Source organism: Aeromonas oralensis, from assembly GCF_049665575.1.
GTDB classification, from domain to species: domain Bacteria; phylum Pseudomonadota; class Gammaproteobacteria; order Enterobacterales; family Aeromonadaceae; genus Aeromonas; species Aeromonas hydrophila.
On the sequence record NZ_CP187186.1, the window covers coordinates 3,936,042 to 3,958,679 of the forward strand.

General features: G+C 61.4%; 19 protein-coding genes and 1 tRNA gene. 5 read left to right on the forward strand and 15 right to left on the reverse strand.

Translation table 11 applies throughout. From position 1 onward, the window contains the following. Positions 1–33 precede the first annotated feature (33 nt). A complete protein-coding gene (locus tag ACPDZI_RS18350; protein WP_438833590.1) occupies positions 34–2,412 on the forward strand; it encodes a PilZ domain-containing protein in 2,379 nt (792 codons plus the stop codon). Positions 2,413–2,540: 128 nt separating this feature from the next. Here ACPDZI_RS18350 and ACPDZI_RS18355 read toward each other — a convergent pair whose 3' ends face one another. Both ACPDZI_RS18355 and serB read right to left on the reverse strand, forming a co-directional pair. Beyond that, complete coding sequence (locus ACPDZI_RS18355) at positions 2,541–3,446, reverse strand: alpha/beta fold hydrolase (protein WP_336988228.1); 906 nt, start codon at positions 3,444–3,446, stop codon at positions 2,541–2,543. 54 nt (positions 3,447–3,500) lie between these two features. After that, positions 3,501–4,511: a phosphoserine phosphatase SerB gene (gene serB, locus ACPDZI_RS18360; protein ID WP_336988229.1), complete on the reverse strand. Its 1,011-nt coding sequence runs from the start codon at positions 4,509–4,511 to the stop codon at positions 3,501–3,503. Between the two features lie 120 nt (positions 4,512–4,631). Here serB and ACPDZI_RS18365 point away from each other — a divergent pair, with 120 nt between their 5' ends. Both ACPDZI_RS18365 and ACPDZI_RS18370 read left to right on the forward strand, forming a co-directional pair. Then, positions 4,632–5,240: an AhpA/YtjB family protein gene (locus tag ACPDZI_RS18365; protein ID WP_016351986.1), complete on the forward strand. Its 609-nt coding sequence runs from the start codon at positions 4,632–4,634 to the stop codon at positions 5,238–5,240. 54 nt (positions 5,241–5,294) lie between these two features. After that, positions 5,295–7,541, forward strand: coding sequence for a PAS domain S-box protein (locus tag ACPDZI_RS18370; protein ID WP_438833591.1), 2,247 nt, complete (start codon positions 5,295–5,297; stop codon positions 7,539–7,541). 69 nt (positions 7,542–7,610) lie between these two features. On the opposite strand, the gene deoD is transcribed toward ACPDZI_RS18370, so the two are convergent. The 7 genes from deoD to ACPDZI_RS18405 all read right to left on the reverse strand — a co-directional run bounded on the left by deoD (position 7,611) and on the right by ACPDZI_RS18405 (position 14,804). Then, positions 7,611–8,327 carry a purine-nucleoside phosphorylase gene (deoD, locus tag ACPDZI_RS18375; protein ID WP_011707410.1) on the reverse strand — a complete coding sequence of 239 codons (717 nt, stop codon included), beginning with the start codon at positions 8,325–8,327 and terminating at the stop codon, positions 7,611–7,613. Between the two features lie 77 nt (positions 8,328–8,404). Beyond that, entirely contained in the window at positions 8,405–9,613 is a 1,209-nt protein-coding gene (locus ACPDZI_RS18380) for a phosphopentomutase (protein ID WP_011707411.1), read from the reverse strand. A gap of 14 nt (positions 9,614–9,627) precedes the next feature. After that, positions 9,628–10,959, reverse strand: coding sequence for a thymidine phosphorylase (gene deoA / locus ACPDZI_RS18385; RefSeq protein WP_011707412.1), 1,332 nt, complete (start codon positions 10,957–10,959; stop codon positions 9,628–9,630). A 109-nt stretch (positions 10,960–11,068) separates the two neighbouring features. Next, positions 11,069–11,842, reverse strand: a complete 774-nt coding sequence (gene deoC / locus ACPDZI_RS18390; protein WP_019838916.1) for a deoxyribose-phosphate aldolase — start codon at positions 11,840–11,842, stop codon at positions 11,069–11,071. A gap of 391 nt (positions 11,843–12,233) precedes the next feature. Further along, on the reverse strand, positions 12,234–12,404 hold the full coding sequence (locus tag ACPDZI_RS18395) for a XapX domain-containing protein (RefSeq protein WP_005305103.1): 171 nt from the start codon (positions 12,402–12,404) through the stop codon (positions 12,234–12,236). A gap of 123 nt (positions 12,405–12,527) precedes the next feature. Beyond that, entirely contained in the window at positions 12,528–13,802 is a 1,275-nt protein-coding gene (locus tag ACPDZI_RS18400; protein WP_016351990.1) for a NupC/NupG family nucleoside CNT transporter, read from the reverse strand. Between the two features lie 213 nt (positions 13,803–14,015). Beyond that, entirely contained in the window at positions 14,016–14,804 is a 789-nt protein-coding gene (locus ACPDZI_RS18405; RefSeq protein WP_438833592.1) for a TatD family hydrolase, read from the reverse strand. A 40-nt stretch (positions 14,805–14,844) separates the two neighbouring features. Here ACPDZI_RS18405 and tppF point away from each other — a divergent pair, with 40 nt between their 5' ends. Further along, positions 14,845–15,462: a type IVa pilus pseudopilin TppF gene (tppF, locus tag ACPDZI_RS18410; RefSeq protein ID WP_011707416.1), complete on the forward strand. Its 618-nt coding sequence runs from the start codon at positions 14,845–14,847 to the stop codon at positions 15,460–15,462. On the opposite strand, the gene ACPDZI_RS18415 is transcribed toward tppF, so the two are convergent. The 4 genes from ACPDZI_RS18415 to ACPDZI_RS18430 all read right to left on the reverse strand — a co-directional run bounded on the left by ACPDZI_RS18415 (position 15,431) and on the right by ACPDZI_RS18430 (position 19,483). Continuing rightward, positions 15,431–15,613, reverse strand: coding sequence for a DUF5363 family protein (locus ACPDZI_RS18415; RefSeq protein ID WP_076361830.1), 183 nt, complete (start codon positions 15,611–15,613; stop codon positions 15,431–15,433). The two genes, tppF and ACPDZI_RS18415, sit on opposite strands and share 32 nt — an antisense overlap. 205 nt (positions 15,614–15,818) lie before the next feature. Further along, positions 15,819–17,171 carry a 23S rRNA (uracil(1939)-C(5))-methyltransferase RlmD gene (gene rlmD / locus ACPDZI_RS18420; RefSeq protein ID WP_241871756.1) on the reverse strand — a complete coding sequence of 451 codons (1,353 nt, stop codon included), beginning with the start codon at positions 17,169–17,171 and terminating at the stop codon, positions 15,819–15,821. Positions 17,172–17,507: 336 nt separating this feature from the next. Then, positions 17,508–18,944, reverse strand: coding sequence for an ammonium transporter (gene amt / locus ACPDZI_RS18425; RefSeq protein WP_017411231.1), 1,437 nt, complete (start codon positions 18,942–18,944; stop codon positions 17,508–17,510). 453 nt (positions 18,945–19,397) lie between these two features. Next, a tRNA-Leu gene (locus ACPDZI_RS18430) sits at positions 19,398–19,483 on the reverse strand. Between the two features lie 143 nt (positions 19,484–19,626). Between ACPDZI_RS18430 and ACPDZI_RS18435 the strand changes: the two genes are divergently transcribed. After that, on the forward strand, positions 19,627–20,148 hold the full coding sequence (locus ACPDZI_RS18435) for an RDD family protein (protein WP_029304803.1): 522 nt from the start codon (positions 19,627–19,629) through the stop codon (positions 20,146–20,148). Between the two features lie 170 nt (positions 20,149–20,318). On the opposite strand, the gene lptG is transcribed toward ACPDZI_RS18435, so the two are convergent. Together lptG and lptF are read right to left on the reverse strand one after the other, a co-directional pair. Next, the gene (gene lptG / locus ACPDZI_RS18440; protein WP_011707420.1) at positions 20,319–21,389 is read right to left on the reverse strand and encodes an LPS export ABC transporter permease LptG; all 1,071 of its coding nucleotides are present in this window, start codon (positions 21,387–21,389) and stop codon (positions 20,319–20,321) included. Positions 21,390–21,414: 25 nt separating this feature from the next. After that, positions 21,415–22,527 carry an LPS export ABC transporter permease LptF gene (lptF, locus tag ACPDZI_RS18445; RefSeq protein ID WP_005305138.1) on the reverse strand — a complete coding sequence of 371 codons (1,113 nt, stop codon included), beginning with the start codon at positions 22,525–22,527 and terminating at the stop codon, positions 21,415–21,417. Positions 22,528–22,638: the final 111 nt, after the last annotated feature.

The window sequence follows — 22,638 nt, forward strand, 5'->3', positions numbered from 1 at the left end:
AATCGGAAAAGTGACTTTCCGTGGCAGGAACACATGGATTCAGAACAACAACAGCACCTTATTGAACAGGTCATCCCCCTGCTCAGAGAAAAGGATTTCGATGACATCTTCAATCGCCTGACCCAAGACGAAAACAGCAACAGCCGTTTTCTGATCAAGATGGAGATCAAGCGCAGATGCACCCCCTGCCGTCGCGTGATCGACATGCGGGACGAACTGGGTGACGAGTGTCTGGTCCATGAATCCGACGGGATCACCCACTTCATGCCGGCCGAGGCCATCGGTCTGTTCCAGTCCCAGTGCTATCTCTACAAAGACGATTACACCCTGGGAGTCTACGAGGCACTGCAACACTGGCAGAAGCACCACCATGGCAAGAGCGATGGCCCGCTGCAGCCCCCTGCCAGCCCGTTTCGCCAGTACGACGTCAATCCCATCGCCTTTGCCAGCTACTATGGCCGACGCCAGGAGCGGATGCACTTCAGCTCCCCCGTGCTCATCAAGTTTGCCGATGGCGACAAGCTGTTTGCCAAAAGCTCCGACCTTTCCCTCGGCGGGATCCGGGTCTCGGTGCCCTATCTGCCCAACTACCAGACCGGCGCCCACGTCGAGGTGTTCTTCACCGGGCTGGAGCGGGATCATCCCAACCCGGTCCTGCACCATTCGGTCAGCTACCAGATCCTCGGGGAAGAGAGCAAGGAGGGCAAGTTCTGGCTCAGACTGGTCAAAACCGGCGAACACCCCGGCTTCGACCAGTTCCTGAGCGAGTTCATCGAGAGCAACAAGAGCCGCTATCGGGTCAGCGTCGACTATCTGCTCTCCGCTGCCATCATCAAGGGGTATGAGCAGTTCTATCTGCCACGTATGACCGGCATGCCGCTGTTTTTCGGTTCGGGCGACAGCCCTAGCCTTGAGATCGCCCTGCGCACCGAGAACAACCAGCACATTCTCGAATACTGGCGCGATGCCAAGAACCGCGACATGCTCGCCAGCCTGTTCTCCGCCACCCGCATGCAGGCCCTGCTGCCGGCGGCGGGGGAATTAAAAGAGACCCTGATCTACTGCTTCACCCACTCGGTACGCAGCCACCTCTATTTCTTCTCCGCCACCCGGGAAGAGCTGTTGCAGAGCGGGCTGATGTCGCTCTTCTTCCAGGTCGGCGCCCGGCGCCCCAGCTGGCGGGTCTACAAATTCAGCCTGGAGCGCTGTGACCTGCACGAGGCCGATCTGGCCAGCCAGCAGAGCAAGGAGAGCCCTCAGCTGCAAGACATGCTGCTGCAGGAGCGGCTCAAGCAGATAAGCTATGTCGGCCTGCTGCAGGATGTCGGCCTCGACAGCCAGCGGGAGGAGTTTCAGTACGATGCCACCGGCCAGCACAATGCCAACGAGCTGCAGCGCTTCGGCCACGACAGCAGTGCCGCCCCCTTCGAGATCGAGACGCTGCACTATGTCCAGCTGCGCAAGGAGGCCCGCTACATCCACAAGACGGCCGTGGCCATCAAGCACAATGGCCGCGCCTGGCTCGGCTGGACCCGCGACATCTCGGCCCACGGCATGCAGATCGAGCTGGAAGAGCCGTTCGAGGGGGTGAAGGACGACATCGTCACCATCGCTCTGCCGCGCCTGCAGGAGCTCTCCAAGAGCATGGATCTGCAGCGTCTGCCCTACCGGCTGGTCAGCATCAACCTGACCCGCACCGTGCTGCACCTGTGCATCGAGGGCGATCCGGAGCGCCACACCGGCCGCCAGTTCTTCAAGCTGCTGATCGAGAGCAACCAGAACAAGCTCAAAGCGGCCCAGGAGCAGCGCCGCTATCGCGGCATGGCGCGGGCGCTGCGCAACATCTACACCCACCACGTCTTCAGTACCCCGGTCTACATCAACAAGCTGAAGGGCGCCCCCAGGCCGGCCTCCATCGGTCATGCCCCCCAGGCGCGCAGCCTGTCGCGGCTGCTGAAGGCCTGTGCCGAGCAGGGCGACCAGGACAACCTCTATCCCCTGTTCCAGGGCGAATTGCTCAAACAGCTCATCATGAACCCGCTGCGGGCCATCGAGCGGGAGGATCAGCCGCAGGAGGAGGAGGTCTACATCGCCAGCCTGCAGACGGCGGCCGGCCTGCCCATCTTCACCAGCCGGCTCGCCAGCAGCTTCAAGAATGTGGCGGAGAAGCGCAGCTTCATCGAACAGGCGCTGCGCCAGGGAGAGTTCTACTCGGTGCTGGTGGGCATCTCCCGCACCGGCCGCCCCGACACCAACTTCATCGCCAACGAGCTGGACTACATCGCCAAGTTCGCCATTCACAAGGCCAAGAAGCTGGAAGAGGAGCTGTGGAGTGTGGTGGGGGTGGGTGAGCTGACCGATACCAGCCAGGCGACCCTGTTCCGGCTTGGCATCACGGCGCCCGTCAATTGAGCAGGCCCCTGCAAACCACGGCTCTCAACCCGGCGGGCAGGCAATAAAACCATGGCGGGCCTCTGGCCCGCCATGGTTTGTTCATCCATCAACACACCGGATAACCGGCTCCACCAGCCCAGTCTTTGTCAGGCCGCCTGCGGATTGAGCAACCATTCCAGGATCTGCGGGAAGTGATCTTCCTGCGCCTGCGGGGCAGTCAACATGTTGATATGGTCGTAATCGAGCCGATTGCCGTTGTCCCGGCCGAGGCGGGTATGACGCGCAGCCGAGCCCATCTCGGCGCTGAAACGGCGCACGTCGGTCGGGTGACCCAGCACCTTGTCCGCCTTGGCCGAAATCATCCAGAGCGGTGGCCAGTTGACCCTGGCGGCCGCCTCGTCATAGGCGAACCCGTCGCTGGGATCCTGCCAAGGGCCGCACTTGACCCAGGGGATGGTCTCCTGCAGGTAACGCAGCGGCTCGTCGTCCGCCCCGATCTTCAGACTGCGTGCGGCCAGAAAGCCGTTGCGCCTGGCCAGCCAGGGGGCCAGCCGGTTCCAGATCAGATCCACCTTGAGCCAGCGCTCCGGATTTTGTACCGACACGCCGCGCTTGGTGCCAAAGAACACCAGGCTGGCCACCTGCTCCGCCAACTCGGGGAAGCGCACCAGGGTCGACGCCATGATGACACCGCCCCAGGAGTGGGCCATCCAGTGCAGCTTGAAGCCGGCATGGCGGCCGGCAATCCAGCGGTGCAGGGCCGGCAGATCCTCGGTGATGAGCTCATGCTGGCCATGTTCGGCCTGCTCGGCGATGGCCGGCGTGCTCAGCCCCCGTCCCCGCAGGTCGGCAACATAGACCTGATAGCCGTTGCGGGCCAGAAAGCAGGCCAGCCCCTTGCCCGATTCGGTGTAGAAGATGCGACCGTTCTCGATGGCGCCGTGCACCATCAGGATCGGCTCGCCATGTACCGCGACCCGCGGCTGAATGTGGCGCACGTGCAGCCTATGTGCGCCGCAGGCAATAAACAGGGATTGCTGTAACAGTTCCATTTCTAGACTACGTCCTCCGTGACGTGGACCAAGGACCTTGCCGAGGCGTCGGGACTAGCGGCGATCCCAGCGCTGCTGGCGGCAGGCCAGCGCACCGAGCAGGCAGATCACCCCTTCCAGATCGTGGTGATTGAGGGTGGCCGCCGCTTGGGCCCGCACCAGCGGCTTGGCGTGAATGGCGATGCCGAGCCCGGCCACCCCCATCATCTTGAGATCGTTGGCGCCATCGCCGACGGCCACGGTCTGGCCAGCGGCGATGCCGTACTCCTGCGCCAGCTGCAGCAAGACCTCTGCCTTGACGGCGGCATCGACGATGCGCCCGCTCACCTTGCCGGTCAGCTGTTGCCCCGCCACCGCCAGCTCGTTGGCGAAGATGGCGTCCAGCCCCAGCTCCCGCTGCAACTGGCCGGCAAAACGGGTGAAGCCACCGGAGGCGATCGCCACCTTCCAGCCAGCCTGTTTGAGGGTATCGACCATCAACGGCAGGCCCGGCATCCAGGGCATGTTGTCCGCCACCTGGTCGAGAAGGGTGACCGGCGCCCCTTCCAGCAGGGCGACCCTGGCCCGCAGACTGTCGGCAAACTCCAGCTGGCCCTGCATGGCGGCTGCCGTGACCGCCGCCACCTGCTCGCCGACCCCGGCCAACCGGGCAATCTCGTCGATGCACTCGATGCGGATGGCGGTGGAGTCCATGTCCATCACCAGCAAACCGGGCTCCGCCAGGCTAGGCAGGGCTGGCAGATGACACAGATCGATGTCCCACTCCTCATCCTTGAGCGCCTGTACCAGAGCGGGTGAGAAGCGATCCGTGCCCAGCAGCAGCAGAGGCACCCCGGCCGGCATGGCGGGCGGATAGAGCCTGGCCTGCAACTGGTGCTGCGCCAGCAGCCCAGCCAGCCGCCCGAGATGATGACCAGCCAGCGCGCGCCCGAACAGCACCAGCCAGCCACCATCCAGCGCACTGGCAGCAGGCAGCAGCGCCTGCGGCGTCGCCTCCCACCAGGGGGCGCCGGACAGGCACTCGGGCCATTCTGAAATCTCTGCGGGCAATTGGGACAACAACATAGGGATAACGCCTTCCTTGGTGATCATGGGGTTAACAATGCTGGCCCAGAGTAGCGTATTGCTTTTTGTACAGGCAAGCGCCAAGATCCCGCCACCCCTTGTCAGCAAAAGGCTCAACGCTTGCGTCATCTCCCCATCAAACGTGTGCTCAGTCTCGGTGCCGGCGTCCTGCTCGGGCTCTGGGTACTCGCGGTACTCATCCACATGCAGGGTGAGAGCCAGGCTTCGCTGCACAGCGAGGCACGCAACCGGGCCCAGGCGCTGGTGGCCTACGCCGCCCGCGACATGAAGCGCTGGCTCAAGGAGGACAAAAACAGCGAGCTGGAGCGGCTGGCCCAGGATCTGGCTGCCGAGCCCGAGATCCTCGACGTCACCCTCTACGATGCCCGCGGCATCCCCCTCGCCCAGTCGGACAATGCGGTGCCGCTGGACAGCCTGCTGCCCATCGGCGACAGCAACAAGTCGGTACCGGAACAGGGCAAGGGCCGCATCCAGTTCGTGCAGGAGATCCTGGATGGGGAGCAGACCCTGGGGTATCTGCGCATTACGCTGGAAGAGCAGCAGATGCTGGCGGACAAGGATACCCGGCTCAAGGTGGTACAGGAGAAGCAGCGGCTGATGCTGCTGGTCGCCCTGCTGGCCGGGTTGCTCATCTCCTACGGGATACGTCGCAACTACATGCGGGTGCGCAAGCACAAGAAGAAAAGCAAACCGGTCGAGCCGCAATAAGGCGGCGCGATCCCCCCGACCCGAAACTGGCAATGCCACCAGCAGGAGCGCTGTATGATTGCCCCCTCTCTGCCGCTGGATGAAGAGAGTCGACTGGAACGACTCCGCATCCTCGGCCTGCTTGACCGCGAGCCCATCGATCAGCTGGATCGCCTGACCCGGCTCATTACCCGCCATTTCTCGCTGCCCATCGCCATGGTCTCGCTGACCGACGTGAACCGGCAGTGGTTTCTTGCCCGCACCGGCGTCGCCCTGTGCGAGATCAGCCGGGAGCACTCCTTTTGCGGCCACGCCATCCTGCGTCCCGACATCATGCAGGTGCCGGATGCCAGGCTCGACCCGCGGTTTGCCGACAACCCGCTGGTGACCGAGGAACCGCACGTGGTCTTCTATGCCGGCCGCCCACTGCGGGCGCTGGATGGCGTGGTGCTCGGCACCCTCTGTCTGGTGGATCATGCCCCGCGCCACCTCGACCAGGAGGCCTGCCGCGATCTCGATGACTTCGGCCGCCTGGTGGAGAACACCCTGCACGATCTGGAGCGGCGCCATCAGGTGCGCAGCCTCAATCAGGTGCTGGAGGACAAGGATCACCTGTTCACCCTCACCTTCAACCAGTCGTCGGTGGGCATGGCCCTCTCCTCCCTCGAAGGCAAGTGGCTGCGGGCCAACCCGGGGCTGGAGCGGCTGCTCGGCTACAGCGAGCAGGCGATGCTGAGCCGCACCTGGCACACCATGACCCATCCCGAGGATCTGCAGCGCGAGCTGCCCCTGTTCAACGCCTTGCTCACGGGGCAACAGCATGACTACCGGCTGGAGAAGCGGATGATCCGGGCCGACGGCAGCCAGTGCTGGGTCCAGCTCAGCGTGACCCTGTGCCATAGCCGCACCATGGCGCCGCACCTGATCGCCGTGTTCGCCGATCTCACCGAACGCAAGCAGGCCGAAGCCGAGCTGCTGCAACTGCAGCAGGGGCTCGAGCGGCAGGTCCGTGAGCGCACCCGCGAGCTGTCGAGCACGGTGGAGCAGCTGCATCGCGAAATGCAGGAGCGCGGCGCCATGCAGCAGCGCCTGTGGCAGGAGCAGCGCCGCCTGCAGCACATGCTGGAACACACCAGCAACGCCTTCCTCGAACTCGACGAAGCGCTGGTCATCACCGGCTGGAATCCGGCCTCCACCACCCTGCTGGGCTGGCATCCCGAAGAGATGCTGGGGCGTACCTTGCCCACCCTGCTTGGCAGCGCTCACCCCCTGCTGGCCCAGCTGACCCATCCCCAGAGTGCAGCGCACCGTCTGGAGTGCGAGATCGGCACCCACGACGGCCGGCGCATCCCGGTGGAGGTGATTGCCGAGCGCTACCAGTTCGACGGCAAGGTGCGCATCGCCCTGTTTTTGCACGACATCACGGCTCGCCGCCAGGTGCTGGCCGAGATTGAGCGCGGGCGGGCCAGACTGCGGGCCATCACCGACGGCCTGCCGGTCACCATCAGCATGGTCTCACCCGAGGGGCGCTATCTGTTCGCCAACCAGGCCTACTGTCGCTACTTCGGGCTCGATGCCGAGCGGATGCGGGAGATGAGCGTGCGGGAGGTGATCGGCGACGCGGCTTACGGCCGGGCCATCGCCCATCTGGAGCGGGCCCTCGCCGGCGAGCAGGTGAGCTTCGAGAACCGTTTCGAGCTGCCCATCGGCCCGCGCGATCTGAGGATCACCATGATCCCGAGCCGGGGCGATGAGCCGGGGGTCTACATCCTTGGCAGCGACATCACCGAGTTCAAGGCGCTGCAGAACCAGCTGGAGCATGAAGCGGCCCACGACCCCCTCACCGGCCTGCCCAATCGGCGCGCCTTCACCCTGCGCCTCTCCCGGGAGCTGGAGCGGGTGCGCCAGAATGCCGAGACCCTGGGCCTGCTGTTTCTCGATCTCGACGGCTTCAAGCGGATCAATGATCAGCTCGGCCATCACGTCGGCGACTCCCTGTTGCAGCGCTTCGCCAGCGTGCTGAGTGCCGAGGTCCGCCCCGGCGACATGGTGGCGCGCCTGGCTGGCGACGAGTTCACCATCATACTGCCGGCCCTGCGCCAGCCAGAGCTGGAGCTGCCCGCCCTGTGCGAGCGGCTGCTGGCGGCCATGGCAGTGCCGGCCGACGTGGCCGGCCACCTGTTGCCCCTCGCCGGCAGCATCGGCGGTGCGCTCTGTCACTCGGGCCAGTATTGCCACATCGACGATCTGCTGCACCGGGCCGACAGCGCCATGTACCAAGCCAAGCAGGCCGGCAAGGGGCGCTTCGCCCTCGACCTCTGAGCTGCCATCCTTGAAATGCAAAACGGCGGCCCGAGGGCCGCCGTTGTCATTATTCATGCGCGAAGGGGATTAGTTGTCGCCCAGCAGGACGGAATCCAGCGCGATTTCGATCATGTCGTTGAAGGTCAGCTGACGCTCTTCGGAGGTGGTCTGCTCACCGGTACGGATATGGTCGGAGACGGTGCAGATGGTCAGTGCCTTGGCACCGTACTCTGCAGCCACACCGTAGATGCCGGCGGCTTCCATCTCGACACCCAGGATGCCGTACTTTTCCATGACGTCGAACATGGAGGGGTCCGGGGTGTAGAACAGGTCGGCGGAGAAGATGTTGCCCACGCGCACGGCGACGCCCTTGTTCTTGGCGGCCTGTACGGCATTGGCAACCAGATCGAAGTCGGCGATGGCGGCGAAGTCGTGATCCTTGAAGCGCAGACGGTTCACTTTGGAGTCGGTGCAGGCACCCATGCCGATCACCACGTCACGCAGTTTCACGTCTTCACGCACGGCACCGCAGGAACCGACACGGATCAGGGTCTTCACGCCGTAATCGGTGATCAGCTCTTTTGCATAGATGGAGCAGGACGGGATACCCATGCCGTGACCCATGATGGAGATGCGACGACCCTTGTAGGTGCCGGTGAAACCGAACATGTTGCGCACGTCGCACACCTGCTCGACGTTCTCCAGGAAAGTCTCGGCGATGTACTTGGCGCGCAGGGGGTCGCCCGGCATCAGCACGGTATCAGCAAAGGCGCCATCTTTCGCATTGATATGAGGAGTTGCCATTCTCTTGATTCCTTCACACTAGGTTGAGTTTTATTGTCTTTATTGGTTGCCCGCCGCCGAGGCGGCGGGCGGGTAAATTACAGGAAGCTGGTACCGTATGCCAGTTTGGGCAGGCCGTGGTACGCCGCGATGCTCTGGCCGATGTCGGCGAACGTCTCGCGACGACCGACAGAGCCGGCCTTGACCGGCTTGCCGTAAAACAGCACCGGGATGTACTCGCGGGTGTGATCGGTACCACCCCAGGTCGGATCGCAGCCGTGGTCGGCAGTCAGCACCACCACGTCACCATCTTCCAGCAACTCGAACAGCTCCGGCAGGCGGGAGTCGAAATACTCCAGCGCATCGGCATAGCCCTTCACATCGCGACGGTGACCGTAGGAGGAGTCGAAGTCGACGAAGTTGGTGAAGACGATGGTCTGGTCACCGGCCGCTTTCACCTCTTCCAGAGTACGATCCCACAGTTCGGTCAGACCGGTCCCCTTCACCTGCTTGGTGATGCCCTGCTGGGCATAGATGTCGGCGATCTTGCCGATGGAAACCACCTGGCCACCCGCTTCCTTCATGTAGTCCAACACGGTCGGTGCCGGCGGCAGCACGGAGTAGTCGTGGCGGTTGCCGGTGCGCTTGAAGTTACCCTTGCCGCTGCCTACAAACGGACGCGCGATGACGCGGCCGATGTTGTAGGGCTCCAGCAGCTCGCGCACGATGTGGCACAGCTCATAGAGCTTCTCGAGGCCGTAGGTCTCTTCGTGGCAGGCGATCTGGAACACGGAGTCGGCCGAGGTGTAGAGGATCGGCTTGCCGGTGCGCATGTGCTCTTCGCCCAGATCATCCAGCACCTGGGTACCGGAGGCGTGGCAGTTGCCCAGATATCCTGGCAGACCGGCCTTCTCGACGATGGCGTCCAGCAGCTCCTGCGGGAAGCTGTTGTGGTGGTCATGGAAGTAACCCCACTCGAACAGCACGGGCACACCGGCGATCTCCCAGTGACCGGATGGGGTGTCCTTGCCGGAGGAGAGCTCCTGGGCAAAGCCGTAGGCGCCGACCACGTCGATGTCCTTGTTCAGGCCCGCCGGGAAGGTGCCGCTGGCGAGTTCGCCCGCGTGACCCAGACCCAGCTTGCTGAGGTTCGGCAGATTGAGGGCGCCACGGCCTTCGATCTCACCGGCGGCGCAGGCCTTGGCGATATGGCCAAGGGTATTGGCGCCCACATCTCCGAACTTGTCGGCGTCGGCGGCAGCGCCAATACCGAAAGAGTCCATCATCAGAATAAAGGTACGTTTCATGGGACTTCCCCTTGTTACAAATCAGCCAGACCGATGCGACGGTAGACCTCGGGCAGCGCCTCTGGTCGGGTGTCACCGATCTTGACGGCGGCCTGCACCATGCTGGCAGCCTGAGCGAATTGCTCTTCAGTTTGAGCGTGGATCAGGGCGAGCGGCTTGTCTGCCTCGACGCTTTGACCCAGGCGGATAAAGTCGGTCAGACCGACCGCATAATCAAGTTTGTCACCGGCAGCGCGACGGCCACCGCCCATGGCGACCACGGCCAGACCCAGTTCACGGGTGTCCATGGCGGTCACGAAACCGCTGTTGGCGGCATAGACGGGGCGCACGATGGCGGCTTTCGGCAGGTGGTGATCGTAGCGTTCCATGAAGTCGCTCGGGCCACCCAGGCCGGTCACCATGCGACCGAAGATCTCGGCCGCCTTGCCGTTGTCCAGCACCGCCTGCAGTTTGCGGCGGGCCTCGCCGTCATCGCTGGCCAGGCCGGCGGAGATCAGCATCTCGGCACACAGCGCCATGGTGACGGCATGGATGCGCGGGTTGCGGTATTCACCGGTCAGGTAGCGCACCGCTTCGCGCACTTCCACCGCGTTGCCGGCGCTGGAGGCCAGCACCTGGTTCATGTCGGTCAAGAGTGCTGAAGTGCGGCAGCCGGCACCGTTGGCCACCGCGACTATGCTCTTGGCCAGCTCTTCGGAAGCTTCAAAGGTCGGCATGAAGGCACCGGAGCCCACTTTCACATCCATCACCAGCGCTTCGAGCCCGGAGGCGAGCTTCTTGGAGAGGATGGAGCCGGTGATCATGGCGATGGATTCGACGGTGGCAGTGATGTCACGTACTGCATAGATACGCTTGTCGGCCGGGGCGAGATCGCCGGTCTGACCGATGATGGCGACACCCGCCTCTTTCACCACTTTCAGGAAACGATCGTTGTCAACCGAGGTCTGGTAGCCCGGAATGGCATCCAGCTTGTCGAGGGTACCACCGGTGTGGCCCAGGCCACGGCCGGAGATCATCGGCACGAAACCGCCGCAGGCGGCAACCATCGGGCCGAGCATCAGGGAGACGACATCACCCACACCGCCGGTGGAGTGTTTGTCGACGATCGGACCACCCAGATTGAGGTGGTCCCAAGTCAGTACCATGCCGGAGTCGCGCATGGCGCAGGTCAGGGCAACCCGCTCATCCATGGTCATGTCTTTGAAGTAGACCGCCATCGCCAGCGCCGCAATCTGGCCCTCGCCGATGGTGTTGTTGGTAATGCCCTGAACGAAGAATTGAATCTCTTGGGTACTGAGCGCTTCACCGTTGCGCTTCTTGCGAATAATTTCTTGAGGCAAAAACATCTTTCATTCCCTCCGCCATTGCTGGCGTTACACAAGCCTGAATCCTTGCCCGCACACCGCATGGTGGGGGCGAAACAGGGCGGACCAGGTCCGCCCTCTCATCGACCTATTAGTAACCGCTGGTGTTGGCCGGCTTGTCGCCATGCCCCAGTGTGGCCAGCAGGCTGGCCAGCAGGCTGGAGGCACCAAAGCGGAAGGTGCGGGCGGATACCCAGTCTTTGCCCAGGATCTCTTCGGCCATGGCCAGGTACTGACCCGCCACGGCGGCATCTTTCACGCCACCGGCCGGCTTGAAGCCGACTTTCGGGTTCTTGGCCTTGATCACTTCCATCATGATGCGCGCCGCTTCCGGGGTCGCATTGACCGGCACCTTGCCGGTGGAGGTCTTGATGAAGTCGGCACCGGCATCGATGGAGATTTCGGAAGCGCGGCGGATCAGCGCCTCTTCTTTCAGTTCACCGGTTTCGATGATCACTTTCAGCAGTACGTTGGCACCACAGGCTTCCTTACAGGCTTTGACCAGATCGAAGCCGACCTGTTCATTGCCGGCCATAAAGGCGCGGTACGGGAACACCACGTCCACTTCGTCGGCACCGTAGGCCACGGCAGCGCGGGTTTCGGCTACGGCGATCTCGATGTCATCGTTGCCGTGCGGGAAGTTGGTCACGGTCGCAATGCGCACGTCGGCGGCGCCGATTTCACGCAGGGTCTTGCGAGCGATGGGGATGAAACGGGGATAGATGCAGACGGCGGCGGTCAAACCGGCCGGTGACTTGGCCTTGCGGCACAGGTCGATCACCTTCTGATCGGTGTCGTCATCGTTCAGAGTGGTCAGGTCCATCAGGTTCAGGGCGCGCTGGGCGGCCAGTTTCAGATCAGTCATTCTGTTCTCCAAAGTCTCGATTTAGTCCGGATTCCAGGGCATGGGTCTGCCTGTCGCAACGCAACCGGCAAGACACGACTCCCAAAGAAACGGGAATGGAATTGCAGCGCAATTGCACGGGCAATGAGGCTGCAAATAAGGCAAGAGCCCTGTCACTTTCTTACAAAAGTGCGGACTTGGTTCCATGAAGACTTGAGAAAGGCAGACAAGGTCTGACCCGACTTCCCAATCAATTCCATTTGACCGCCAACACCCGATCTCATCGGGCATTAGTCAATGCCAGCACCCTGCTGGCAATGCCTATTTCAGCCGAGATACCCCTTGTTTGCAAGCCGGATTTGCCATTTTCAGAGGTACCTCACATCTGGCAAATCCGGTACTGAAAAGTGCGTTAAGAGAAGAAGCGAGTGAGTATCCAGGAGTATGCCAAGCCCCCCAGATAGACTCCGACGATCCCCATTACTCCGGACAATACGGGCGGAGCCGGGATCGGCAATTTGAGGAAAGAAAACAACAAGCCAACGATAAAGCCGGCCGCCATCGCCAGTAGCACTTCATTCATATAACCTCCGATTTGACTCATTTTATTATTAGTTTAGAAAGGAAAACGGTTGTCACCGCCCCAAACGCGAACGCCACAGCTTCTCGCTGTGGCGTTCGTCTTTACCCTGACAGTCAGGCGATACTACATGCCGGACAGCGCCAGGAAGAAGCCTGCGATGGTCGCAGACATCAGGTTGGACAGAGAGCCAGCCAGTACGGCTTTCAGACCAAATTTGGCAATGGTGCCGCGACGGTTCGGTGCCATGGAGCCCAGACCACCCAGCAGGATGGCGACGGAGGACAGGTTGGCGAAGCCGCACAGGGCGAAGGAAATGATGGCCTTGGTGTGGTCGGACATGGCCACGCCATTGATCAGCACTTCATCTTTCAGATACGGGGCAAAGTTCAGGTAGGCCACGAACTCGTTGACCACCAGTTTCTGACCGATGAAAGAACCGGCCACGATGGCTTCGCTCCAGGGCACCCCGATCAGGAAGGCCAGCGGGGAGAAGATCCAGCCCAGCAGCAGTTCCAGGGAGAGCTGCGGATAACCGAACCAGCCACCCACACCGGAGAAGATGCCGTTGATCATGGCGATCAGGCCGATGAAGGCCAGCAGCATGGCACCGACGTTCAGGGCCAGTTGCAGACCGGCAGAAGCACCGGCGGCAGCGGCATCGATCACGTTGGCAGGCTTGTCTTCCAGCTCGCCATCGGCATTGTTCTCGTCGTAGCTCGGGGTCTCGGTTTCCGGCACCAGCAGCTTGGCGAACAGCAGACCACCCGGAGCAGCCATGAAGGAGGCGGCGATCAGGTATTCCATCTTGACGCCCATGGAGGCATAGCCAGCCAGTACGGAACCGGCAACGGAGGCCAGACCACCACACATGACGGCAAACAGCTCGGAGTCAGTCATCTTGGAGATGAAGGGACGCACCACCAGCGGGGCTTCAGTCTGACCCACGAAGATGTTGGCAGTGGCGGAGAGGGATTCGGTACGGGAAGTGCCCAGTACTTTTTGCAGGCCACCACCCAGCAGTTTGATGACCCACTGCATGATGCCCAGATAATAAAGAACGGCGATCAGCGAGGAGAAGAAGATGATGACCGGCAATACGCGGAAGGCGAAGATAAAGCCGCCGCCACCGAATACTTCGAACATCTTGTTGCTGACCAGACCACCGAACAGGAATTCGATACCGTTTTGGCCATAACCGATGACGCTGGAAACGGCATCAGATACACCCACCAGAATATCTCGACCAACCGGGACGTACAGCACGAATGCACCCAGTCCAGCTTGAATTGCAAAGGCACCGGCAACGGTGCGAATTTTTATTGCTTTGCGATTACTGGAGAACAGCACCGCGATAAGGACGAGCGTTGCCATCCCTACCAGACCCATTATCAAATTCATTATTAACACTTCCTCTTTAGTAGCACCTTCCAGCTTGTTAACAACTTGTATCTCAAAGCCATCAATCAAGGGTGCGCATTATACTAATTACGGTGCGACAAAGTAGAATGCTGGTCACATTTTATAAGCATGAAATGCGCTAGGGGTCGTCAAACTAGACCGCAAACGATTTTTACTTACCCCGTTTTTTATCATGTCGCTATCAATAGTTAATCAGCTGTTAATTTGTGACTTACCCAGTGGGAAAGCGTGCAAAGTGGATTCACGTAACACCGAGGCAACATGGGCCAGCGGTTGTTGCCGCAAATCGGCCAGCAGTTGCGCAATCTTCGGCAGGTTGGCGGGGGTGTTGGGCATCCCCTGCTGACCCTGCAGTGGCATGTCGGGGGCGTCTGTTTCCAGCAGCAAGGATTCCAGCGGCATGTCGCGCACCGCCTCCCGGGTCTTGTTGGCCCGCTCGAAGCTGATGACCCCGCCGATACCGAGCCGAAATCCCAGTTGCCAGAACGCCTCTGCCTGCTGCAGAGAACCACTGAAGGCGTGGATGACGCCCCCTCTGGCCGGACGCAGGCGCCTGAGGATCTTGGCCACCGTGTCGTTGGCGCGTACCGAATGGACAATAAGGGGCAGCTCATGCTCCATGGCCAGCGCGATCTGGGCCTCGAACATCTCGAGTTGCCCCTCCTGCGGCACATGGGAGCGCAGGTCCAGCCCGCACTCCCCCACCGCCACCAGCCCGTGTGGACGCTCGGCCAGCAGTCGCCGCAACCGGGTCAATACCGCCGGAGTTTGCCTCCCCACATACCAAGGGTGCACACCCAGGGCATAGGAAATACCGTCGTGCTCTGCCGCCAGCGCCATCACCCGGCCCCAGTTTTCCTCTCCCACGGCGGGGATGATATACTCGCTCACCCCCAGCTGGCGGCACTCGGCCAGCAGCGCCGCCCGATCGGGATCGAAGACCGGAAAATCGAGATGGCAATGGGTGTCGATCAGTTGCATGTCGCTCTCACCTGTTTGTCGTAATTAATGGGTCCATATCATGATGAAACGCACAAGCCACGGCTTTACCCTGATAGAACTGGTGCTGGTCATCATAGTGCTGGGGATCCTGGCCGTCACCGCCCTGCCCCGTTTCATCAATCTCAAGGATGATGCGCTCAAGAGTACAGTGGCCACCACGGCCACCAGCTTCGCCAGCGCGGTGCAGCTGGCCCATGCCGGCTGGGCGGTCAAGGCGCAGGATCAGGCGCTCTACAATCTCGGCAGCATGGGGCAGCGCAATCTCGACATCAACCGCTATGGCTGGCCCGCTGGCACCGACGAAGATCAAGGTCGCAAGGGGATAGATGAGCCCTATGTCGCAGGTCAGGGTGACTACATCTCGGTGAGCAACCAGTCAGACTGCCGCCTGCTGTTTCAGGGGCTGCTGGACAGCAGCTATACCGTCGCCTCGGTCGATCAAGATCCCGAAATCCAGCTCAACGCCGACTACCTGTCCAGCGAACTGCCTGCCAACCAGGTAGATGCGGATGGGGAGCCGCACAGCAACTGCCGCTATACCCTGCGCGACTCCATTGGCCGCTTTCCTGCCTATCCGGCTGGCCTCTCCTTCGACTACAACAGCGTCACTGGTGCCGTGACCCGCAATTTCCAGTGAGCGATTCCGACTCGTCCTGCTGCTCCGCCTGCGGCGCGTCATCCTGCTCGCGGCGCACCGGCACGCAGCAGCGCCGGTTCTCCGGTGTGAGTCCCCACTCCTCGCACCAGCCATCGTAGCGAGCCAGCCAGCGTAACAAGATGCCTTTCATGGTCTGTTCCTCGTCTCTGTCGCACCCTTGCCGTTTCTGCCTATCTGCTCCGAATCCGCTAATGCCACGACTCGATACCGGAATGGCAGGTATAAAAAAACGACTCCATTTGGAGTCGTTTTTATCAGAGCCATCTGGCTAATTCAATTCACGCCTGGGTGGGCAGGCTCAGACGGCTGGCACGAGGGAGCATGTCCATCGGCGATTAGGCCTTGGCCGGCAAACTCAGGCGGGCAACCGCTTCCACGTGCATGGAGTGCGGGAACATGTCAACCGGCTGCACCTCATCCAGCACGAAGCCCTGCTTGACCAGCCAGGCGAGATCGCGGGCCAGGGTCTGCGGGTTGCAGGAGACATAGACCAGCCGGCGCGGCGCCATGGCGACCAGCGTCTGCAGCACGGCCTTGTCACAGCCCTTGCGCGGCGGGTCCATCACCACCACGTCAGCGGTCACACCCTGCGCGTGCAGCTCGGGCATCAGCTGCTCGGCCTTGCCGACGTGGAATTCGGTGTGCTCGATGCCGTTGAGGGCGGCGTTGCGACGGGCATCGCTGATGGCACTCTCCACCGACTCGATCCCCACTACCTTGGCAGCCTTGCCCGCCAGGAACAGGGAGATGGTGCCGATACCGCAATAAATGTCGAACACCGTCTCGTTGCCGGTCAGTTCGGCATACTCGAGGGCGCTGGAGTAGAGCACATCGGTCTGGCTCGGGTTGTTCTGGAAGAAGGAGAGTGGCGAGATCTCGAACTCAAGCTCGTGGATCTTGTCGCGGATCACCCCTTCGCCCAGCAGCACCCGGTTGGCGGCGCCCAGGATACGGTTGGTGCGTTCTTCGTTGATGTTCTGCACCAGGGTGGTAACCGGCAGATCACTCAGAGCGGTCAGCAGCTCGGCTTCAAACGGCAGCTCCTCGCCCAGGGTCACCAGCACCACCATCAGCTCGCCGCTCTTGAAGCCCTTGCGGGTCATCAGGTTGCGCACACAGCCGGTGTGGTTCACTTCGTCATAGGCGGCGATGTTGTGCTCGCGCATCCAGCTGCGTACCCGGGCGTTCAGCTCCACGTGCAGCGAGTCCTGCACCGCGCAGTCATCGGCGGTGATGAGATCGTGGGAATGTTTGCGATAAAAGCCGATCTCGGCGCCAGCGTCGCAACCGCGCACCGCATATTGGGCCTTGTTGCGATAGGCAAACGGGCTGTCCATGCCGAGGATCGTCCTGACGGTGGTATCACCCAGTCCGGCCTGTTCCAGCGCACTCTCCACAAGCGCCTGTTTGAGCTTGAGCTGGGCCGGATAGGCCAGCGGACGCACCTGGCAGCCACCGCATTCGGTATTGGGGCAGAAGTCGGCGACCCGATCGGCGGAGGGCTGGAGCAGCTCGGTCACCTTGCCGTGCAGATAGTTGGGCTTGACCTCGGTCAGCTCCACCAGCGCCTGCTCACCGGGCAGCAAACCTTCGACAAACAGAGGGCGATCGAACAGGCGTCCTTTGCCATCTCCTTTGTCGGTCAGTTCCAGGATCTCGATCTGGTGTTGATGTCCCACTAACGGCATGAGCGGCTCCAAAAGTACATATAAAGAGGGGTGATGGAACCGGCCCGGCCAGCCCCATCAAGAAAAGGTGGCAGAGTTTAGCGGAGATCCGGCCAAATTGCAGGCATAAAACAGCAACAAGACCGAGGACATTACCCCGCCTGGCGTTATCTGTCGAAAAAGCCGGAATCCCCCACACGATCTTGAGGTTGTTCTTGTCAGGGGCATGGTGACCACGGACGGGCCATCATCCCCAACGGCCCAGACATCAAACAGGATGCTTGGCCTGGTGGGCGGACATAAAAAAGCCGCCGGCATGGCCGGCGGCAATATTGCTGATGACTAACAAATGGCGGATTACAGGCTGTAGGCCTTCTCGCCGTGGGTGGTGACATCCAGCCCCTCCCGCTCCGCGTCTTCTTTCACTCGCAGGCCGATCAGCAGATCCACCAGCTTGTAAGCCACCACCGAGATGATGCCGGACCAGAGGATGGTCACGCCGACCCCGATGGCCTGAATTTTGACCTGCGCCAGGATGGAGTAGCCCTCTGCCACCTGATTGGTGACGTAGTCCCACACCCCGGTACCGCCCAGATCCGGGCTTGCGAAAACGCCAGTCAACAGCGCACCCAGAATGCCGCACACCCCGTGCACACCGAACACGTCCAGGCTATCATCGGCGCCCAGCAGCCGCTTGAGGCCGTGGACCCCCCACAGCCCGGCAACACCGCTGATGAGGCCCATCACCAGACCGCCGCCCACACCGACGAAACCGGCTGCCGGAGTGATCACCACCAGCCCGGAGACGGCGCCGGAAGCCGCGCCCAGCAGAGAGGGGCGACCCTTCATCACCCACTCGGCCAGGGTCCAGGAGAGGGCTGCCGCCGCCGGAGCCACCCAGGTATTGATGAAGGCCAGTGCCGCCGTGCCGTTGGCTTCCAGCGCGGAGCCGGCGTTGAAACCGAACCAGCCGAACCAGAGCAGGGAGGCCCCGATCATGGTCATGGTAAGGCTGTGCGGAGTCATGGGGTCACGGCCATAGCCCAGGCGTTTGCCCACCAGATAGGCACCGACCAGACCGGCCACCGCCGCGTTGATGTGCACCACTGTGCCACCCGCAAAGTCCAGCGCACCGTGCTGGAACAGATAACCGGCGGTCGCGGTGGCTGCTGCCGCGGCATCGGCCGTGGTATAGGCATCCGGACCCGCCCAGTACCACACCATGTGGGCCAGCGGGATATAGGCGAAGGTGAACCAGATCACCGAGAACAGCAGCACGGCAGCAAACTTGATGCGCTCGGCGAAGGCCCCCACGATCAGACCACAGGTGATGGCGGCAAAGGCCCCCTGGAACACCACATAGATGAACTCGCTGATCCCGACTCCCTTGCTGAAGGTGGCGGCGATGGAGTCAGGGGTGACTCCCTTGAGCAGCGCCTTGCTGAAGGAGCCATAAACGCTGTTGCCCTCGGTAAAAGCCAGCGAATAGCCGTAGATCACCCACAGCACACAAATGAGCGAGAACAGGGTGAATACCTGCATCAGCACGCTCAGCATGTTCTTGCTGCGCACCAGGCCGCCATAAAACAGGGCCAGGCCCGGAATGGACATCAGGATCACCAGGGCTGCCGACAGCAGCATCCAGGTATTGTCCCCCTTGTTGATGGTCACGACTGCCGGTGCCGCAGCCTGCACGACCTCGGCCGAGGCGGCCACCACCTCTTCAGCCCAACTGGGGGCGGCCAGCAAGGCGGCAAGCGCCAACAGGCCAGTCATCACGAGTCTCTTGAGCATACAGCCATCTCCTTCCCTGTCGTCCCGGCTCCCGGCCGGGTTCATTTCCTGATATGAACATCGAAACCGACGATTCACGCACATCCACATTCGCTACACACTGGTGACCGCCCCGCCCATCATTCCTCGGATGAGCGGCATCATGGCGACATAAGAGCTTCAAAGCACAAAGCAGGCCAACTTGATAAATAGCTTTAAATCAATGAATTATGATTACTACAGCGAAGTGATGCACCAGATTGGCGCACGGGACGCGCTAACTTGAGCAAGTGCGCACTTCCGCTGTGCACACACATATTGCCGCACCGAAATAGCGCAGAGGGAGGTCATGCGGGGCATAGACGAGCAAGCCGGCTTGTCGATATCAGCCAGAAAACGGAAGAGCGATGAGAAAGGAGAAAGCGGAAAAACAAAAGGCCATCATTGCTGATGGCCTTTTATTTTGGAATTTGATGGTGCCCGGGGTCGGACTCGAACCGACACGGTTATTCACCGGCGGATTTTGAATCCGCTGCGTCTACCGATTTCGCCACCCGGGCAACTGCGAGGGATTATACGAATGGCGCTTGGGCATGCAAGGTGTTTTTCTTGCTCTCACAGTCGTTTGCTCATTTATTCAACGCCTTGCCGAGGCTGGGTCAGTTACATAGAATGCCCGCATCATATTAATGGAATAAAAACGATGGCCAAGCGTAAATCCGTCCAACCGACACCAACCTCTCCCGCGACTGCGCGCTACCCTTCTGCCGGCCTGCTGCGCCGGCTCGGCGCCCTGCTCTATGACTATCTGGTGGTCATCTCCTTGCTGATCATCGCCGGCTTTATCGGGATGGGGGTGGCACACTTGCTGCTGGCAACCGGCATGGCGACCGTGCCCGAAGGCAAAGACGCAGCCTGGCTGCTGACCAGCCCCATCTACAGCGCCTGGCTCGCCTTCATCATCTGCGGTTTCTACACCTGGTTCTGGACCCGTGCCGGCCAGACCATCGGCATGCGGGCCTGGCGTCTGCGCATCCAGAATGCCGACGGCAGCAACATTCGCATCACCCAGGCCCTGATCCGGCTGGCCACGGCGGCCTTCGGTCTCGGCAACCTGCTCTGCCTGTTCAACCACAAGTCACCCCGCGCGTTTCAGGACATCTGGTCCGAATGCGAAGTAGTGGTACTTGGCAAACAGGAGAACCTGGAACAGCTCAATCGCTGATCCTGTGGCAGCAACGAAAAAGGGCACCCCTAGGGTGCCCTTTTTGCTGGCCGATGCACTTACTGATTGCGACTCAGGATATAGAAGGAGATACCGCCAAACAGCAGTGCAGCAGGAGCGATGGGCGCCTTTTGTCAGCAGCGCCACCGCCCTCACAGCCCTTCAGGCCGCTACTGCTTGCGGCTCAAGATATAGAAGGAGATACCACCAAACAGCAGGCTCGGTGCGATGGCCGCCAGGATCGGCGGTACCGCATACACCAGACTGATGGGGCCAAACACCCGATCGCTGACGTAGACGGCAAAGCCGGTCATGATCCCCATCAGCATCCGCGCCCCCATGCTGACCGAGCGCAGCGGGCCGAAGATAAAGGAGGAAGCCAGTAGGATCATGGCTACCACCGAGAGCGGTGACAGCAGCTTGCGCCACATCTCCAGCTTGTAGCGCCCGGCATCCTGCTTGTTGGCATCCAGATAGCCGATGTAATCCAGCAGTCCCGCCACCGGCAGGTTTTCGGGATCGATGCTCACCACCCCCAGCTGTTTGGGCGTGAGCTCTGAGCTCCACTCCATCTGGGGCTGGGTTTCGCTCATGATCTGTCTGGGGTCATCGAAGCGGGTCACCTGTACCTGTTTCAGCAGCCAGTGATGCTGCTCGAACACCCCTTCCTGCGCCTGCAGGATATCGATCAGCTTGCGCTCCGGAGTGAAACGGTAAAGGGTGATGCCGGTCAGCGCGCCATCGTTGCGCACCCCGTTGATATTGACGAAGTTGTTGCCATCGCGGGCCCATACCCCGTAAGCCGACACGGTCAGCCGCCCCTCAGACAGGGCGCCCGCCTTGATGTCGTCCGCCATCCGCTTGGCGATGGGGGCCACGTACTCCCCCATCAGCCCCACCAGGATCATCAGCGGGATGGCGGTCTTGAGCGCCGCCATCACTATGCTGATCTTGGAGCGGCCCGCCGCCTGCATCACCACCAGCTCGGAGCTGGTCGCCAGCTGGCCAAGACCGATGAGACCGCCCAGCAGGGCCGCCAGCGGGAAGAAGAGCACCGCCTCTTTCGGCATGGAGAGCAGCACATAGTAGAGGGCGCTGAGCATGTCGTAGTTGCCTTCCCCTACCGACTTCAACTGCTCCACGTACTTGATGAGCGCCGCCAGCCCAACCAGGGTCAGTTCGCACAGCAGGACCGACATGAAAATAACACGGCCGATATATCTATCGAGAATGCCAAACATCAGTAGAGACTCCCAGATGGCAACATCATGCCGATTTTCTCTTGAAATAGAGGGTCTTGACCCCGTTCCACCAGCTGGTGCCCTGCAGGTTGAGCGGCAACCCGATCAGCAGCAAATAGACCAGCGGCACCAGGAACATGCCGGGCCAGTGCGGCAGCCGGCCGCTGTCGATGGCAGAGCGGGCGGCACTGAGCAGCAGGAAGTAGGAGAGGTAGAGCAGGATGGCTGGCAACAGCTTGGCATAGCGGCCCTGACGGGGGTTGACCCGCGCCAGCGGCACCACCAGGAAGGTCAGCACCAGAATGGAGAGCGGCAGCGACAGGCGCCACTGCAGTTCGGCCATCAGCTGGTTGTCCTGGGTACCCAGCAGCTCCATGGTCGGCTTGGCCGCCGCCTTGCGGTTGGAGCGCTCCATCTCCTGCTGGCGGATCACCAGGCTGTACTCGTCGAATTCGGAGATCTGGAACTGGCGGGTATTGAAGTGCCCCTCGTAGCGGGAGCCATCCTTCAGAGTCAGCCACTGCAGACCATTGCTGTCGACCGTGACCACCCCTTCGGTCGCCACCACCACCGACGGCGGCTTGCCGTCCTGAGAGCGCTGCAACACGAAGATTTTCTGCAGTTTGGAGCCCTTGTCGTTGAGATCCTGGATGTAGGCGACCAGGCGCCCCTTGTCGAGCTCCATGAAACGGCCGGCCTGCAGGAAGGAGATCCCCGGATCGGCCTTGAACTCGTCGATCACCTGGTACTCGCGCTCCTTGGCCTGCGGGGCCACCCAACCGGTGTTGAAGGCGGCAACGGCCGCCGTCAGCAAGGCCAGCACCATGGCGCTGCGCATCACGAAACGGTGGCTGAAGCCCACCGCATGCATCACCGTCATCTCGCTTTCGGCGTAGAGGCGCCCGTGAGCGAACAAGATGGCCAAAAACAGGCTGATGGGCAGCATCAACAGGGCCATGTTGGGCAGGTTGAGCAGCAGCAGGGTGGAGACCAGACGTGTCGGTACCTCGCCGTCGGCAGCGTCGCCAATAATCTGGATAAATTGCTGGCTGACAAAGATAAGCAGCAACACGAATAACACTGCCAGCTGGGTTTTCAGGGTTTCCCTGAACAAATATCGGAAAACGATCACAGTCATTCCCAAGTAAACTTGTGTTTTTAGTCGAATGCCTGAAAAATAGGGCCGTATATTGGATTTTTACCAGTTTGAACTGCGGAGCCAGTGCCTGTTCGCTCCGCCTCTGATACC

Coding starts and splice junctions, on each gene's coding strand:
- deoA (WP_011707412.1), bottom strand. CDS start 10,959: ATGTTTTTGCCTCAAGAAATTATTCGCAAGAAGCGCAACGGTGAAGCG.
- ACPDZI_RS18370 (WP_438833591.1), top strand. CDS start 5,295: ATGATTGCCCCCTCTCTGCCGCTGGATGAAGAGAGTCGACTGGAACGA.
- amt (WP_017411231.1), bottom strand. CDS start 18,944: ATGCTCAAGAGACTCGTGATGACTGGCCTGTTGGCGCTTGCCGCCTTG.
- deoC (WP_019838916.1), bottom strand. CDS start 11,842: ATGACTGATCTGAAACTGGCCGCCCAGCGCGCCCTGAACCTGATGGAC.
- ACPDZI_RS18405 (WP_438833592.1), bottom strand. CDS start 14,804: ATGCAACTGATCGACACCCATTGCCATCTCGATTTTCCGGTCTTCGAT.
- ACPDZI_RS18435 (WP_029304803.1), top strand. CDS start 19,627: ATGGCCAAGCGTAAATCCGTCCAACCGACACCAACCTCTCCCGCGACT.
- ACPDZI_RS18355 (WP_336988228.1), bottom strand. CDS start 3,446: ATGGAACTGTTACAGCAATCCCTGTTTATTGCCTGCGGCGCACATAGG.
- ACPDZI_RS18350 (WP_438833590.1), top strand. CDS start 34: ATGGATTCAGAACAACAACAGCACCTTATTGAACAGGTCATCCCCCTG.
- serB (WP_336988229.1), bottom strand. CDS start 4,511: ATGTTGTTGTCCCAATTGCCCGCAGAGATTTCAGAATGGCCCGAGTGC.
- ACPDZI_RS18380 (WP_011707411.1), bottom strand. CDS start 9,613: ATGAAACGTACCTTTATTCTGATGATGGACTCTTTCGGTATTGGCGCT.
- deoD (WP_011707410.1), bottom strand. CDS start 8,327: ATGGCAACTCCTCATATCAATGCGAAAGATGGCGCCTTTGCTGATACC.
- tppF (WP_011707416.1), top strand. CDS start 14,845: ATGATGAAACGCACAAGCCACGGCTTTACCCTGATAGAACTGGTGCTG.
- ACPDZI_RS18395 (WP_005305103.1), bottom strand. CDS start 12,404: ATGAATGAAGTGCTACTGGCGATGGCGGCCGGCTTTATCGTTGGCTTG.
- ACPDZI_RS18400 (WP_016351990.1), bottom strand. CDS start 13,802: ATGAATTTGATAATGGGTCTGGTAGGGATGGCAACGCTCGTCCTTATC.
- lptG (WP_011707420.1), bottom strand. CDS start 21,389: ATGTTTGGCATTCTCGATAGATATATCGGCCGTGTTATTTTCATGTCG.
- lptF (WP_005305138.1), bottom strand. CDS start 22,527: ATGACTGTGATCGTTTTCCGATATTTGTTCAGGGAAACCCTGAAAACC.
- rlmD (WP_241871756.1), bottom strand. CDS start 17,171: ATGCCGTTAGTGGGACATCAACACCAGATCGAGATCCTGGAACTGACC.
- ACPDZI_RS18415 (WP_076361830.1), bottom strand. CDS start 15,613: ATGAAAGGCATCTTGTTACGCTGGCTGGCTCGCTACGATGGCTGGTGC.